Consider the following 16,541-nt stretch of genomic DNA (forward strand, 5'->3'; position numbering starts at 1 on the left):
GCCTTTCTTGCGCATTCCGCCCCTTATTATGATTGGCTGAGACGTCATGTAGATAGGTAGACGACTACCTATCTACATACCTATCTAGCGGGGCGTCTCTTCGCACCTTTGCCGGTTGCAGGATATTCATGAGTCGGGAGCACAGTCAGATGGATTTTTTCCTTATGCCGGCATTTAGGGAATCGGCTACAGCCCAAGAATTGACCATATGGTCCAGTCCTCTGCACCATAAATCCCTTGCCGCAGACCGAACACACGCGGGACGAATCGTCCTCGCCATCAAGGTTGAGCACTTCGAGCTGGTTATCTTTCACCAGTTCGGCAATAAAGGAGGATTCCTTGTGAGCCAAAGTAATCAACGTCACCGAGGTCCTCGCACGTGTCAGGGCGACATAGAACAGACGGCGCTCTTCAGCATCTTCGAATGAGTCCCCTCCAGGCATCGCGAGCTGTAGCACTGGGTCATCTTCGATGCGGCTCGGGAATCCAAGGGTCTCTGAGGTCATCCTCGGAACTATGACATGGTCAGCTTCCAGGCCCTTTGAGGAATGTGCCGTCACGAACTCAACCTGAACCCGGCTATCGGCAATACCAATGGAAAGATACTCCCGTTCCTTTCTGTAACGGCCGAGAACGTAGATACGGCGCGGTTTTCCAGGTGCCCCATATTCGTTCGCAAGCTCCTGAATGCGCTTGGCCACTGCGGCTTGAATCTTCGTCTCGTCGTCGACCCGAATAATCCGTACTGGTTGCTCAACGTCCGGCTTAGCGGACCTGACTCTCTTCCGTAGCTGCTTCGGATTCTTCTGAACGAACGAGCTACTGATGTCACACAGTGACTGCGGGCATCTGAAAGTCGTTTCCAATTTGAGAGTGACCGCACTGCCGAACTTGGCTTCAAAGTCGGTCATCACATCCAAATCGGAACCTGCAAATCGGTTGATGCTTTGCCAGTCGTCACCTACGGCGAAGAGACATCGCCCAGGAGCCTTCAACAAGCTGGCCACCAGCCGAGCCCGTGATTGGCTGACGTCTTGGAATTCATCAACCATCACGAGCTCGTACGGACTCTGCCACTGGCCGGACTCAACGCAGTTGGCCGCCAACCCAAGCATGTCCTCAAAATCGATACAGCGGTCTGCCTTGAGCTTCTCCTCCCAGGCGGCCCACACCTTCTCGAACAACTCCAGGAAAATCTGATGCCGGAAGTGGAATTGTCCCGCAACGCCGGCGTCCAACCGCTGACGGAGCGCGGTTACCGATAAACGATTGCTTTTGGCATGAGTTAGAAATGCCCTGAAGGTTCGTGCCAGCCTCGGGTTTTCGATGGGCTTCCTACCCTTGGCAGGTCTATCAGGGTTAGGGTCGAGCGTGACGCCGAGACGCGTCAGCTCCTCTGTCAAATACCGGAAGGCCTTGCCACTCCAGAGGTCGGCCATCGTTGTTTCGAGGAGCGTAGTGCCATGCTCTGCGTGTAGCTTTCGCTTCCAAGCCATCTCCTCCTTATAGCCCTTGAATTCAGGTGGCGGTTCGCCGCTCCGGTCCACGCCCCAGTGCTCAAGGTAGGCATCAATATCCGGGAGGTAAAAGTCAGGCTTGTACTGACGATGCTGGGCATTTGCCGTCTCTACCGGGTAGGCGGCTTCGTACTGGTACTGAACACCGTTGTAGAAGAGCCAATTTGCGATGAGCTGTTCACCGCGACTCTTCACAACCTCGCCGTTCAATGTCCAGAAGCCCTCTGTTTTGCGCTCCCGGTCCCATGAGTCAGGAGATTCATGCTCCTTGCCAAACTTGGGCAAATCCTGACCAAAGACCACGCGGAACAAATCCCAGTTTGTCCGGAAGGCCACGTCGCGGTCCTTCAGGTCATCCACCAGTTCGAGAAGGACTTCCAGGTCTTGGCCGCTTTCCAACCAGGAAGCGACCGATGGACGCTTTCCGGTTGCCGCCCCGATAACATCCAAACCAAATGCGTGAAAAGTTTTGGCTACCACCCTGTCCGCCGGCAGGCCAAGCGGTTCGAGGCGAACTTTAATTCGCTCTCGCAACTCGGCCGCAGCATCCTTGTTGAAAGCGAGGAGCAGTATCTTGTCGGCGTCGAAGTACCCCTTCTTCAAGGCATAGCCGGCTTTGGCTACCATAGTTGAGGTCTTGCCCGAGCCGGCCGAGGCAACCAGTAGTACCCGGTTGTCAAAACAAACAACGGCCTTAGCCTGTTCCTCGGTCAGAGGAGACTTCTCAACTTGTTCGAAGAAGGATTTGAACTCTTGAATCTCTCTGGCCAGATGCTTTTCATTGATGCCATCGGCGACCTCACCAAATTTTTTCTTCCAGAGTGAAACAGCATCCTTCAGAGGCTGGCTTTGGGCGTCAAGGTGCTTTACAAACTCTGGTACTGATAGAAGTTCAGCCAACCCCTGTGGTTTGAGGTTTGATTGTGCATCCTTGAATTCCTGAGTCAACCAGCCTTTACTGTTTAGTTGAGCTTTGCAGGCACCCCGCACGCCACTCACCCAGCGTAAAACAGGCTGCATCGACTCCTCGAAATTCTTAATGAGTTCAGCAACACGGATTTTTCTGACAGCTAGGGCAACCGCCTGAGCCAACATCTTGGCTTCCGCATTAGGAATACCATCCAGCGAAGCTGCCCCCCCGACCGGTAGAGGAATATTTAGGGTTGCCCAAAATGTTCCAGCTGTAATTTGTAGGCGTTCAAGGTCGACCAGGTTACCTTGGTAGGCCTTGCTACTGACGATAAGCTCATAGCCTTCCGTGAAGAGCTTGAGTTTCCAATCTGGTGAGCGGGTAAACAACCTCCCCAGTGCTGAGGGGCCCCAAATCTTAAGCTGCACAATCATCATATTGTCATTGTGGTGTGGGTTGAGATGGCCAAACCTCTTGTTCTTCACAGAGGAAGTTCTGACTCCTCTGGCCGTTTGGTTACGGAACAGGTGGACAATTTCGGTGACCTTTCTCCATAGAGATTTCCTTGTCTTAACCCGCTGGTACCGTGTCATTCGGTACTTATTATTCCATTTTTCTCTCGTTTGGTTGCGTCTGTCATTAGGCTAGGTCGCTGTATAGCGACTCCAGTAGGAAATCCATTTTGAATGTGCTATAGGTCAGATAATGCGGAATGAATGCCGCAGGCTCACAGGGAGAATGAAATGCGAAAACACGCAGTATTGCTTGCTTGGCTGCCCCTGGTCCCATTGGCATCAGCCTTTGCGGCTGATGAGTCATCCAACACGACCGACATCGTCGGCGCGGTGCTGAAAGAGGAAACTAGGGTATACCTCGGCCAGTGCCTTGACCCAGAACGTCCTGCAGGAACGGAGACCAGCAAACCGCCTGCGCCGACTACGGACAAGCCTAGTACGGAATGGGAGGCAGACCTTGCAAAGGTTAGGTCATTTGCGTTACCTGTGGGCATTGCTAAGCCGATTATCGACACCGCCGTCAACTTCGTAGCTGCCTCATTGCAAGTAGCGGCGCAAGAGCAAGAAGCACATGCCCTGTCGGCGTTCCCAGCTAATGGGTGGTTTTATTTAGCAAAACCAGACGGGAAAGGGAACGTGAATCTGAACGTCAACAGTCGGTGTGTCATTATGATATCGGGCTCATTCCGAACGGAAGCGCGCTCCTGGGCCTTGCCCGACAATCCGAAGGCTAGCGAACTTGCTCGCATGTTCACCCAACTGAAATCAGCGTATCCGGAAGTGGGGTGGGTGCGACTCCTCTTCCAGGCGGCAGTCGTACCTGACAAGACCAAGAACATGTTTACGCTTAAACCAACCACGCTGTATTACGAGAAGCCGGTGGAACCAAAAATGCTCTCCTCGGATACCCGCAACTTGGCAGTCAGTATTGCAATTAGCAAGGCCGGGGACCCCAAATCGGTGATTGCTTCCACGCTTTTCCCATTCCGGGAGGTGCCACCGAAAACCTACCTTGGCAAGTTCTACTTTGCCGGGTCTGAATCCCCTGCATACCTGGCGCCGACCTTGACCGATAAGGAAAAGGCGAATCTCGCCAAACTCGCCGAACAACCGGACCCTCCCTCACCGTGGACTGACCGAAACTACCAAGCTAAAGCACGGACATACTGTGCCAAGGTCGCCGCCTACAACAACAAACTCAAGAAAGGGCTTTCACCGATAGCCGCTCCGGAGTGTCCAGTGGATGCAAATATTGCCAAATTGGAGCTTACGGCTGCTCAGGAGGCTTTCCAGCAGCGGTTGAAAGACAACGACCCGCCGCAAGATGCTCCTACTGCGATAGACATGGGCCGGGTAACGGTAAGCGCTTCTGTCACTGAAATGAAAGAGCCGCGTAAGTTTTTGACCTTCATCTCTAAGGTTGCCGTGGCAGCGGCTCCGGGCATCAGTGCTGCCCTTGAGGCCAAACTGCCAGCCAATCGGGCGGCGGCCGGTGAGGCGGAAAAGCAAGACTACGAGGCCTACCAACTAGCTGTCTCTAATGTTCAAGTCGCACAGGCGAAATACGACGCCGAAACCGACCCTGTGGCCAAGTACCAGAAGAAGTATGACCTCGACCAGGCCAAGGTCGCGGCGAATCGCGCAGCACGACAAGCCGGCCGGGCTGAGCCATACACTATCATGTAAGCCGCTTGCCGAAGGACCCGACCGCCAGGTTCTTCGGCAGCAGCAAACATCCCGCTAGTGCTCTACAACTGCCCTCCTATTGACGCTCGATGACGAGGAAAGAGGTGCTGCTGGAATCGAAGAGGCTGCCAAACCAGCTCGACTGCGCCACCGCGAGAGCCTGACAGATACCATCCGTCAGCGACCGAAAGTCCGAGCAGGCCGCAATGGAAACCACCCGTCCTAGCGACTAGCTCCCGGCCACCAAGGTCCGAGTTGTGTTCCATCATCACCCGCTCTCCGCACTATACCGAGAGCGAGCAGATTAATGCCTGCATTTTTTTCTACCGAGCCATACCTGCAGCTTTGCCTCCTTCTAATTTTAAAGGAGAGGCAAAGTGAGCAAGGACATACACGATAAATCAACAGGTTACATCATTGGCAGGTATTTCACTCCGTCGTCTCTAACTGCATCGCAGACGCCGAAAGAGAAGAAAAAGCGGGCCCATGGAAGGCTCATGCCCCCTCTTACTTACCAAAGTCTACTGGACGAGCAAACCCGAAAAGTGCAGTTGGACGGCCTGAACGAGCAGACCGCCGCCAACCGGGCAACCGCCCTGCGCAACTTCCTACGCGCCAACAAAATGCGCCTCGACGATGTCGTCGGCGACGAAATGCGCTTCAAGCATCCAGAAGCCATTGAACGGCTCATTCGAATGCTGGAAGAGGAAGGACGTTCACCACGCTCCATCTCAAACACTCGTGCTGCCTTTCGCCCTTGGCGCGACGCCGTCATCGAATACGATACCGCACTGGCCCTAGCCACGGAGAAAGGCACTCCGTTCGTCCAGGCGCTTAAGAGTGTCATGGCCGACTCCCCCGTGAAGCGCGTTGCCAAGCAAGCCGGTGTTCCTCAAGACATGCTCAGGGGCTGGCTGTTAGGCAAGCAACCTCGACCATCCAGCGCCAAGTACCTGATGCGCATTGAAGGGTTCTTCGGCTTGGAACGAAACAGCCTCATTACCCTCGCTGGCGTTAAACCGCGTGGTTACAAAGCCCAGCTTGGTGGGCCGCCCGCCCCGATTCAATACAATCAAACAGTCCTGGCACTTACCCAACAGCATTATTGCTGCAAACCGGGGCCGGATTCACCCTTGCGCCAGCAATGGCTCGAATATGTAACGTATAAGACTTGTGCTGTCCCCAGGTTAAAACGGACCAAACGTGGTAAGTGGCGACTCTCGCCTTGCCCGCTTTCCCCGAGCACAGACGCAAATTGGTGGGCGTTTCTTGATGGGAAAGAGGTGGCATCTGCACGCATCGCTTGGTTCAAGACATCCTCCTATCTTGGCTGGCTGTCCCTTGCTCAAGAGCGCGGTGGCAAAGGGCTTTCGGTAGACAGCGTCCAGACGCTGGCATGGTTGGCGGTCCCCGACTTCCTAGAAGAATATCTGGACTGGTGTAAAGAGCGTGTAGGAAAGCGCAACCAGGGCACAACCCAGTTTCTGGCTTTCGTAGCCTCGCTTGTCCGCCCGCGTTATGGTTACCTTTGGCAGAGTCCCGAAAAACAAGCGACTCTCCCTGCTGCGTACTCCACTGAAGAGTGGACGAAGCTCTGCGAACGGCAGTTTGACCTGACCGAGCAACTGGTGTCTGCCTACCAGGGAGAAATCGACGTTTCCCGGGACTCGTTTGAGCCCATCCGCACGCTCGTCGAACTGCGGCAGCCCATGGAAGCCATCGTGGATATGATTCAACGGATGCGCGCCAACCGTCCGGTGGGCTCCCCTTCTCTGGAGGCAATCTGGGCCAGAGACCTGGCTCTCATCAAGCTCCTCATCTCAAATCCGCTTCGCCTGAGAAACCTGGCGCACTTAACGTGGCGCCCCGACAATAAGGGTGAACTCTATCAGCGAGCAGACAAGTCTTGGTGGATTCGCATCTCCAAACCCAAGTTTAAAAACCGAAACGGTGCAGCGGGGGACTCCATCTATGACTGCGCGGTGCAGCCCTCCGCCTGGCAAGACCTTGAGCGCTACCTGTTCATCTATCGGCCCAAGCTTTTGCGATTTCCTTCCGACCTGGTCTTTCTGACAAGGCTTGAAAAAGGGTCGACACACCATCGCCCTTGGGCCGAATTGAGCGCAAAGGTGCGCGAGCTGACAGCAAAGTACATTCCCCAGTGCTCTGGCTTCAGGGCCCATGCTTTCCGACACATCGTGGCCACCTCCATTTTGAAGGCCGAAGGAGGCACCCACAAAACGGCAGCACGTGTACTGAATGACCGAGTGGCGACCATCGAGAAGCATTATGACGGCCTGACCAGCAACGACGGGGCAATGGAAATGGGACGGTTGCTCGGGCCGCAGTTCAGCCGTATGTGAGCCGATAAGGTTTGGAGCCGCCGTCTTTTCAATCTCATCATCCTGTCAAAAAAAGCCCAACACTACGTGTTGGGCTTGCTGAGAGTTAGCTGGCCTCGTCTAGCAAGAAGGGCTATTCGCAAAACCGTGTGGGAATGATGCGACCCATGAAAATTCAAAAACCGTAATCTCGTGTAAAGGAAAATCCTGATTGACGTGAAAATTGACTATGCGACTGTCGATACCTATGTCTCTGCACAGGTATGGTTAGACACCATCGCCCCAGTGGTCTCCATCAATCCAGTGAATAGGACGAAGGTGGCTAAGCCTCGTCAGCGAGCCACTCGTCGTCGTCCGCCTAACCCTGAATAAACAGGCCTTGCTGCCACTTCTTCATGTGGCTGGCCCAGAGTTGCGACATCGCATCACATTCCGTATGGGCGAACTGGGCGCCCTACTCCAGCAAGGAAATAGGCAACCTCAACCATCGCCCAAGTGTCCTGCCTGCAATAGTGCCGCAAGTTCGATTCTGTTTCAGCCTTCTGTTGAGCGGGTACATGCGGCTCCAACGCCGCTTTTAGATAAGCAACCTGAGCACCTGTGCCATCATGCACTTCATCGAGTGAACCATAGTCCAAATCCGGCGCTATGACCGGAAGAACTTTCTTGATTGAAAAGGAGCCTTGCATGCTGGGGTGGTAAAAGTGCTGTTTAACAATTGGGAGCAAGTCAACAAGGCGGTCAATGTAGGGTTGCAGCAAATCTGCATATTGAGGGTGGCGTTGTTTTAGCTCCTGTAAGCGGCCACGTTCGTATGTAGCAAAATAGACAAAAATAGGACCATTATCATATTGGTTTATAACTTTCTGCATTTGCTGGATACATGCTAGCGAAGGGTCATTGCCACTTAGGTCAAGAAACTCACCATGGTCGAAGACTCCCGGAGCACGTTCGATGTGGCATGACCATTGAAATGGAATTTGCTCATAAGGACGCACACCTGTCCAAAGTGGTACAGGGAGGTCGATACCCTCGAAGTCAAAGTAGTAACGTGGATAGCCGTATCCGGCCAATACCTCGTCAGCACCAGGGACGACGATTTGTTGCCCCGTGCGGTGTGCTTGCTGAATTCTGAAATAAAGGTCAGCTTGCGCTCCCTGAAGTTCGTCTGAGGTGGGGTCCAGGATTGAAGTGTAACCCTTGGTCAGGTGCAGTTTATTTGCCAGCTTTTTTCCCGCCGCATCCGGAAGTAGCTCGATAGGGTGCTCCGGCCGGGGTGGGTCAAGCGGTTCACAGAGCGCCTTGTAGGGGCAATTGTAAGGGGATGTGCATTGTTTGCCCGTCTTGACATCGGGCATTGAACCGGCGAGTACATCTTCTGCTGTTTGAAGCCAGATGGGTACTTTTGCTAGTCTCCTATTTACCTCTTCTGTCACATCCAACTGTCGAAACAGCCCTGCGTAATCCCCCCACCAGGGTATCGCCACCGATTGTTGAGCAGGTTCAGCTCTGTATGAGCAATGGGTAGACCACTTTTCCACATAATCCAGGCTTGAATTGCCAAATCATCCAGGTGGTGTTCTTGTGGCTTATCGAGCGTGATTTTGTCGTCTTTCAGTGGAAAACTAGATGCTTTGGTTTCCTGAAGCACATATGAGTTACCTAAAGGTATTAATGCATCTGCCCGAGCATAAAGACCATCATGTTCCATTGGTACTTCGACAGCCGGTATGTCAGGATACTGGGCTAGTAAATGACGCGCATTGGCTGCGGCTTCTGAAGGATGGTCACTGGATTGGGGCCAAAGGATGTTCCGGCCTAATTGTTTCCGTGCTTTTTCCCCAACCTGGTTTCCGTCCCGTACTCGCCGATAGCTTTGGGGGTCATCTATTGGAGCTAGGCCGGGATGATGATGTTCCAACCACAGTTTGCGTGGGCATTGCAGCAACGATTGCAAGTCTGACTTCGACAGCATGTCCCCCTCCCCCAATGGTCATGTGTAGTCATGTGACATCGGCGATGCTCATGACCATTGATTGATAGCATTGGCTGGCACTGGATGCAAAATGTCATTTGTATGGCGCTTAAGCTGTGATAGGCGTGGCTGGAGCCTACGTTTGCCGAAGAAAATTCTCATCAGAGAAAGGGGATTCACGGCATGAACTACGGCATTCACTAACATTGGCATCAATCCGCCGCAATGAATTCTGTCTCGCCCACCGGGTTCAACCCTTTCGGACTGTCGACCGGCGTGACCAGCAACGGCCGGCGCAGTCGCGGCTGCAGCAAGTCGGCGAAATCGTCGACATGGCTAAACTCGGGGCTCAACCAGGTGTCGAAATCTCCCGGCTCCAACAGCAACGGCAGGCTTTTTTCGTGGATATGGGAAAGTTTGGGATGGGGCGGGACGGTGATGATGCTGAACGCGGGTACCAGCTGCTCGCCGTATGGCCACAACTCGTAGAGACTGCCGAATGCAACGGCCCCCGGTTGCGTAATCGCGTAGCACTGACCGTCTCGCCATTCGTGAAACGCGGTGGCCGGGACGATGGCACGCTGACGCGGATAGCGCTCGCGCCACGACTTGAGGGTCATCAGGTTATCGCTGCGCGCGTTCAACGTGCTGTATTTCGGCTTGGGCCGGAACCCGACGCCGCTCGGGCGGGGCTCGATGAGTAACGACCACATCCCGTTCAACAACTGGCGCTCGCCGTTACGCTCGATGACGAAGTGAGCGTATTGACCCGGACAGATGTCGCGCCGGAACTCGGGCAGCGCCTGGACGCCAAGCCGCTGCAGTAGCTCCCGCAGTTCCTGTGTATCTAGAGTGTTGAAACGACCGCACATCGCCATGCCTCCGTTCCTGAGCGGCAAACCGAGTCCAGTCTGCCGCCGCTCATCGGGTGATTTAGCACGGTGGGTGCCCGGTGTGCAGGCCTTGCGGTGGCCAGTGCTGCCCCGGCGCCGCGGCGCGACACGCCGGCGGTCTAGAATGACAGAAACCCTGCCGTATCGACCGTACCATGGTTCAGCCTACCTCCCGCCGTCCCTTGCCCCTGTCCCGTGAGAAATTCATGCCAAGCCGTCACCGTCAGCAACCATCGGTCGGTGTTGATGTACTAACATAGGCATCAATCCGCAGGACTGGTCTCAGCCTCACACACCGGGTTCAACCCCACTGGACTGTCGACCGGCGTGACTAATAATGGCCCGCTGAATTGTTGCGGCCGGAACTCGGCTGCACCGGTTGGATTCGGCTCAAAGTATCAAGAAGTATCATCGGATTTGACACTTCTCAAACTCGATGATACTTCGTGATAGAGAACCCAAAACTCCCTTGCCATGCAGGCACTCCGCGCCCATGTCAGATGACATGACTCCACCAAAAATCGGGAACTGGCCAACCAGGAAGTGGCGATTCTGCGTGAAGCAGTAGCAAAGCAACTGAGAGGTGACACACCGAAATGCCAGCATGCGGCGCTGCTGCAGATGCCCATCAAGCCATGCGACATGGTGCTCGAGCACCTCTATGAAAACGGCTCCGGGCATTGACTGCGGACGCTGTGGAACAGCGAGGCCATCACCGACCTGGAGCGCGACAATCTGCACCGCGAGACCGTACGTCTGCGCGGCCGCCAATCGGGACACCTGAGCCAACGCCGCCAGTACGACCCCTTATCGCGCCTGACTGCACTGCAACTGCATAACGGCGCGGGCGCCATTGACGATGGCACTACAGTGCCTGTATGGCGACAACATCGAACATCATCGTCTGAGCAATGCCAATCCGCTTGATGATGGTGAGCGAGGGACAACCACAGACGTAGGTTTTGTTGATGAGCGACCTAGAGGCTTTGCTTCGTGAAATAGCCCGACAAGGACTACAGAGCGCGCCCCATGCGCTATTGAGGACGGTCGCGGAGCGTATCTGGTACCACATAGACATCCCAGACCTCTCGTTGCTGGAGCCTGAACTACGTCCGGTCGTCGGTTATCTCGTCTCCCGGCTCCTGCGGGTGAACACACTAGACAAGGAACGGAAGATGCAGCTGATGGCCGCGATTGAACCATTCCTGCCCGAGCACCCATTGCCAACCAGAAGCCGGGACCCTCTAGCGGTGAGCTGGGGTATTACAGACAACTTCTCACCGCGATTTGGAGAGCTCCTTCCCTACCAAACCCGACATTACGCCGCCGAATACCTGGCCAGGAAAAAGGGCAAGCCGCCAGCTGCCTAGTCGAGCTACAGGCAGCTGCCATGCAACAGCTGCCGGACAACATACTTACGACAAGAGCGTCGAGCTCCGCCCAGGCCAGATTGTCGTGGTGTTCGGGCAGCCGCACCGCCTGCTGCGACACCGTGAAAGGTGAGGGTTTTGGGCCAGTTTTGTCGCCATTTCAGCGCGGACAGCCGCCCAGCCGGCTGCGGCACCGCGAAAGGTGAGGAGTTTTCGGCCGGTTTCGTCGCCATCCCGGGGCGGACAGCCGCACCGCCGCGGCGCGACACGCCGGCGGTCTAGAATGACAGAAACCCTGCCGTGTCGACCGTACCATGGTTCAGCCTACCTCCCGCCGCCCCTTGCCCCTGTCCCGTGCCCATCCTGCGCCGCAGGAAGAGTTCCCCGACTTGCTCCAGCCGGTGTCGCCGCCTGAGCCAGAGGTTGCCGAAGCGCGCACTACCGGCTTCCCGTCGCCTGCCACAGATTACCGGAAGCGTCGACTAGACATCACCGCCTACCTGGTGCGAAACCCCGCCGCGACCTTCCTGTTCAAGGCCCGGGGGGACGCGCTGGCTAGGTCCGGTATCCACGACGGCGACATCCTGGTCGTCGACAAGAGCGTCGAGCCCAGACCAGGCCAGGTTGTCGTGGTGTTTGGGCACGGTGAACGGCTGGTCAAGCGTCTCGTCGGCCGCGCCGGCCGCCTGCTTCTGGTCAGCGACGACCCGCTCACCCCGGCGCTGGAGCTGAGGCCGGATGGCGAGTTTACCGTTTGGGGCGTCGTCGTCGGCACGTTCAAGCGGGTCCCCGCTTGAGGGCTTGACCATGCTGTTCGCGTTGGTTGATTGTGACAATTTCTACGCGTCGGTCGAGATGCTGTTCGACCCGACGCTCGCGGGCCGGCCGCTGGTGGTGCTGTCGAACAACCTCGGCTGTGTCATCGCCCGCAGCCGCGAGGCGAAGGCGCTGGGCATCCCGATGGGCGCCGCCTGGTTCCAGCTCGAGCCGGTCGCCCGCCAGGCCGGCATCGTGGCGATGGCGTCGAACTACACCTTATACGGCGATTTGAGCGACCGCGACGCCGAGGTACTACGTCAGTTTGGCCCGATAGAGCGGTACTCAATTGACGAAGCATTCCTGGACTTGAGCTCGGTGGCTAATGTGCCAGGGGCCGACCTGACCGCGTACGGGCAAGAGATACGCCGCCTTATCGCCCGCTGGCTCGGCCTGCCGGTCTGTGTCGGCATCGCCCAGACCAAGACACTGGCAGAACTAGCCAACCGCAGCGCCAAGAAGGGCTGGGCCGGCGAAGACGGTGTCTGCGACTTCACCCAACAGGCCCAAGAGGCACTGGACGAGCTGTTCGGCAGTATCGCGGTCGACGAGGTGTGGGGCGTCGGCCCGCGGATTGCGATTCGGCTGCACGACCTGGACATTCGCACCGTGCGCGAGCTGCGCGATGCGGACAGCGAACTGGTCCGCGCACGCTTCGGAGTGCCGCTGAAGCGGACGGTACTGGAGTTGCGCGGCATCTCCTGCCTGGGACTCGACCAAGCCGTGCACGAGCGTCAGCAAATCATGTGCGGTCGAACATTCGGGCATACCGTCTACGACCTTCCCAATCTGCGCGAGGCGGTTCGCTGTTATATGGCAAGGGCCGGCGAGAAACTGCGCGCGCAAGACTCGTTGGCCGGGGCCGTGCACCTCTACCTCCGCACCAAACCGTCCAGCCCGGAAGATAAGCCGCGTATGCACGGCTCTATGGTGCCCTTGCCGGAGCCCAGCGCCGACACGCGAGTGCTGACCGCCTGGGCGCTTAAACTGTTGGCGCTGCTGTATCGACCCGGCTACGGCTACCAGAAAGCGGCGGTGATGCTGTCCGAACTGCGGCCGAAACGGTACCTGCAGGGTAGCCTGTTCGGCCCGTGCGACGACGCGCTGTCCGACGCGTTGATGCAGGCGGTCGACCGGCGCAATCGGCAACTAGGTCGAACGGCGCTACAGCAGCTGTCCGACGGGCCGGTGCGGCCGTGGCACCAACGGCGTGGCCGCCGCTCGCCGGAGTACACCACCAGTTGGGACGACCTGCCGACCGTCATGGCCCGCTGAGCCGTACAACTACTAGCAAGGCCACCAAGATTGTCCGGCGGCTGCACAAGAGTTCAAGGAGTTTCATTTCTGATGAAACTCCTTGAAACTTCGCGGGAAGTGAGACTTGTTCATGCAGCAGCAAGCATCCTTTAGGTGGAAAGTTGGGTCATGGCACCGAAATTTCATCCCTTTGGCTGCCCTCAGTGCAGGACTTGTTACCACTATCGACAGCGATAGGCTCAGCAGCGGGTTAAGACTGGGAAATGTCATGGAGAAAGGTCACCGAAATTGTCCGCTTGTTCTCATGACTCGCCAGGCAGAGTAGGCAAAGTCACCAAGATTGTCCGGATGCGGCGGTGTAACCAGTGCTAAACCACGTATTTCGGGTGGTTTTGCTCACACCAGAGGCGGCAGTCAGGACAATTCTGGTGACCTTGCCTATGTACGGTGCACTCCATCGTACAAATGTAGTGACCTTGCCTTTGACGTCGCCTCAAGCCGCACAAATCCGGTGACCTTCAACCCCAAAAAGCCCTGTTATTACAGGCAATATCTTTCCTGTTATGGAACATTGGTCGCTTTACGGGCAAAATATTGCCGTTAGTTGCACTAGACTTCAGAAGCATATCGAGGGAGAAGAGAATGCAAATGCCGAACCATACTCGAAGGCATCAAACGCCAGAGGAAATGGAGGCCGCCCTGGGCGACCGGCTGAAAACGCTACGCGTGCATCGAAATCTTGAACAGACCACGCTTGCGGAGCGCGCTGGCATCAGTGTGCGGACATTGCGGAATCTTGAAAGTGGTAATGGCTCGTCGTTGCGTACACTCATCCAGGTACTTCGTGCGCTCGGGCGCGAGCAATGGTTGGAGACCATTGCTCCTGTAGCGACTATCAACCCATTGATGCTGACCAGAGAGGCCAAACCGCGCCAGCGCGCCAGCAAGCCAAGGAGCAAGACTCAGGACTGAGGCTTCAGCGTATCCAGAAAACGATTGTTTGTTGGACACGCTATACGCAGACAGGACCGCCGTGTTGGCAAGGGCAGGCACCACGGCGAAGGCCGGGATGACTCGCAAGCACGGTGGCCTGCTCGGTGAACCTTCGGACGCAAAGCAGAGGGTCCAGCTAGCAGGCCGCCAGTCTGCAAACACACGCGCCCGAAAGGGCATGTCGGGTCGCCACCCCGGCAGGTTCCAGGTCGCCAACCTGGAGCCGAGCAAACGCTGTAGCCGCATGCCTCTAATAGGGCTGGTGCGGCTGCGAAGGGCGCTGGAGGGTGCCCCCCCTCCTTCGACCCAATCAGCCGTCTCCCGCCGGCAGGACGTTGGGCGACACGGAAACGGCGTCAGGCAGGAAATGGCCTGGCGACCTGTTACCTGGTGAAAGCCGGTTCAAGGCCGGCTCGGGGGACGTACCGCAAGGGCGCAACCCGTACCGCACACGTAGGCTGATGAGCGTGCAGCGATGCACGAGGGCTGCAAAAGGAAACCTAGCGCAGTCGGCACCACGGGAAACCGGGGGCCTCTGGATAGCTCAAGCGTGTAACGGCGCCCCTCGATGGGCGCTGTGCGGAGCAACGCGGAGCCATAGGCATGAAGCCGTGGTTCGTAGTCGATGAAGCATGACCTGAGTACCTGAGCCGCTATGGAACATCGGGCCGGGGAAACCTGCGGGGAGCCGGAAGGCTAGGGGAATGTGGAGACAGTGGCGCCACGTTGCGCAGTAGCTGGTAACTAACGTGGGAACCTCTCTCCGTACCGTGTCGGGTGGCACCGCACGGGTCGATGGCAGAGAGTGGGAGACTGACTGAGTAGGGTTTGACTCATGTGCGATACGACCGAAGCACCTGGGGAGCCATGAAAATGGCGGCACGGCTGGCGCCGTGTTCCGAAATGTTGGAGCGTTTGCGAAAGTGTGTGGCTGGGCTTGGCGGTCCGTTGCAGTGAAGTGCCGCCCTCCCCGCTTGGCGGCGGGAAGGACGACTTCTGACCTTGGCCGGTCAGATAGCGAGATGAGGCAATAGCTCGTAGGGATTGTTCGACTCAAGACCGAGCGTCATGCTCGATACCCGGTCTTTCTCTTGAGTAGTCAACACCCTTTACTGTTGCCAAGTGAATTGCCCCTGGCAGCCAAATCTTACACAGCAGCTAAGAGGAACCAGCCGGCAAGTGACCTCATCGGGCTGGAAGCAAGGCCCTTTGAATGGCCCACGTCACCCTGCCCTTGTCTTACGTACGGCATGGACCAGCTCTGCATCGGTCGGATTGTAGTAGCGCATCGCCATCTGCAAAGTCTTCCACCCAATGACTTTTGCCAGCGTTGCGACTTCCATCTTCGGGGCTATTCTGGAGGCCGCTTCATGCCGCAAATCGTGGAAACACAACCCTTCTATGCCCGCTCGCGCGCAATCCCGCCGAAAGGCTGCAGACAGACCGTTCGAGTCATGAAACGTCATGAGCCGCGTACCGCGGCCCAGCGAACATGGAAGAGCGCGTAGCAACCTCTCAGCCTTCTTGGACAGGGGCACGACTCGTGCTGCACCGTTCTTGGTCTTGGGCAATCTGATGACTTTGGCGGCCAGGTCAATTTGCCACCATGTGAGCTGCACAATTTCCCCAGCGCGCATCCCGGTTTCAATGGCGAGTTGGATTGCGAGCAAGAGCGACGGAGTCATGCTATCGCTCGCTGCGGCAAGCAGGCGTGCCTCCTCATCGCCGACCAGGCGGCGGTCTCGTCCTGGCGGCAGCTCCGGTTTGCGAATAGACGTAATAGGGTTATCAATGGGGATACTCCACTCGCCGCGCAGCGTCGTGAACAAATGCGATATGAGCGCCAGCTCAAGACGCACCGTGTTCGCGCCTACTTCTTTCAGTCTAGCATCGCGATAAGTAGCAAAGTCCACACTCCGGAGCGAAGCCAAGGTTCTGGCCGCCAGGGGATGGGCAAGCCATTTGCGAAGGGTGCTGAGCTCCTTTGCCGCACTCTTCTTTCGAGGGGTTACCTCCCGGGCGTAGCGCTGAAGCGCCTCCCCCAACGTGGTGCGCTCTGCTTCTGAACGGTCAACAAAGACACCTCGAGCCATCTCCGACTCGATGGTATTCGCCCAAGCTTGCGCCTCCCGCTTGGTTTCGAACGTCTTGGTTTGCGTAGGAAACCCTTTGCGACGGATGGTGACTTGATACTGATGCGGACCGCGATGATTGATGGTTGCCATGTCCCTGTTCCTTGGTTGGATACAGGGTATAGCTCGGGAAGT

Annotated in this window: 11 protein-coding genes; 5 read left to right on the forward strand and 6 right to left on the reverse strand. The window is 56.7% G+C overall.

Features of this window, described 5'->3' with window-relative positions:
- Positions 1-80: 80 nt before the first annotated feature.
- A complete protein-coding gene (locus DWG20_RS00250; protein WP_220271984.1) occupies positions 81-2,864 on the reverse strand; it encodes a UvrD-helicase domain-containing protein in 2,784 nt (927 codons plus the stop codon).
- Between the two features lie 306 nt (positions 2,865-3,170).
- Between DWG20_RS00250 and DWG20_RS15845 the strand changes: the two genes are divergently transcribed.
- Both DWG20_RS15845 and DWG20_RS16225 read left to right on the forward strand, forming a co-directional pair.
- Positions 3,171-4,628 carry a hypothetical protein gene (locus DWG20_RS15845; protein ID WP_147289891.1) on the forward strand — a complete coding sequence of 486 codons (1,458 nt, stop codon included), beginning with the start codon at positions 3,171-3,173 and terminating at the stop codon, positions 4,626-4,628.
- Between the two features lie 377 nt (positions 4,629-5,005).
- Entirely contained in the window at positions 5,006-6,991 is a 1,986-nt protein-coding gene (locus tag DWG20_RS16225; RefSeq protein WP_220271985.1) for a site-specific integrase, read from the forward strand.
- A gap of 404 nt (positions 6,992-7,395) precedes the next feature.
- On the opposite strand, the gene DWG20_RS00265 is transcribed toward DWG20_RS16225, so the two are convergent.
- From DWG20_RS00265 to DWG20_RS00275, 4 genes are all read right to left on the reverse strand, one after another.
- On the reverse strand, positions 7,396-8,406 hold the full coding sequence (locus DWG20_RS00265; protein ID WP_147289892.1) for a DUF2779 domain-containing protein: 1,011 nt from the start codon (positions 8,404-8,406) through the stop codon (positions 7,396-7,398).
- Positions 8,403-8,945, reverse strand: coding sequence for a PD-(D/E)XK nuclease family protein (locus DWG20_RS15850; RefSeq protein WP_147289893.1), 543 nt, complete (start codon positions 8,943-8,945; stop codon positions 8,403-8,405). The genes DWG20_RS00265 and DWG20_RS15850 overlap by 4 nt, the downstream gene beginning before the upstream one ends.
- Before the next feature lie 212 nt (positions 8,946-9,157).
- Positions 9,158-9,823 carry an SOS response-associated peptidase family protein gene (locus DWG20_RS00270; protein ID WP_220271986.1) on the reverse strand — a complete coding sequence of 222 codons (666 nt, stop codon included), beginning with the start codon at positions 9,821-9,823 and terminating at the stop codon, positions 9,158-9,160.
- Positions 9,824-10,246: 423 nt separating this feature from the next.
- A complete protein-coding gene (locus DWG20_RS00275) occupies positions 10,247-10,609 on the reverse strand; it encodes a hypothetical protein (protein ID WP_147289894.1) in 363 nt (120 codons plus the stop codon).
- Between the two features lie 988 nt (positions 10,610-11,597).
- Here DWG20_RS00275 and DWG20_RS00285 point away from each other — a divergent pair.
- From DWG20_RS00285 to DWG20_RS00295, 3 genes are all read left to right on the forward strand, one after another.
- Positions 11,598-12,005: a LexA family protein gene (locus tag DWG20_RS00285; protein ID WP_220271987.1), complete on the forward strand. Its 408-nt coding sequence runs from the start codon at positions 11,598-11,600 to the stop codon at positions 12,003-12,005.
- 10 nt (positions 12,006-12,015) lie between these two features.
- Complete coding sequence (locus DWG20_RS00290) at positions 12,016-13,299, forward strand: Y-family DNA polymerase (protein WP_115431872.1); 1,284 nt, start codon at positions 12,016-12,018, stop codon at positions 13,297-13,299.
- A gap of 624 nt (positions 13,300-13,923) precedes the next feature.
- Entirely contained in the window at positions 13,924-14,253 is a 330-nt protein-coding gene (locus DWG20_RS00295; RefSeq protein WP_220271988.1) for a helix-turn-helix domain-containing protein, read from the forward strand.
- Between the two features lie 1,244 nt (positions 14,254-15,497).
- Here the strand turns inward: DWG20_RS00295 and DWG20_RS00300 are convergent.
- The gene (locus tag DWG20_RS00300) at positions 15,498-16,499 is read right to left on the reverse strand and encodes a site-specific integrase (RefSeq protein WP_115431874.1); all 1,002 of its coding nucleotides are present in this window, start codon (positions 16,497-16,499) and stop codon (positions 15,498-15,500) included.
- Positions 16,500-16,541: the final 42 nt, after the last annotated feature.

Origin of the sequence: Crenobacter cavernae (assembly GCF_003355495.1) — a bacterium.
In the GTDB taxonomy this organism is placed as follows: domain Bacteria; phylum Pseudomonadota; class Gammaproteobacteria; order Burkholderiales; family Chromobacteriaceae; genus Crenobacter; species Crenobacter cavernae.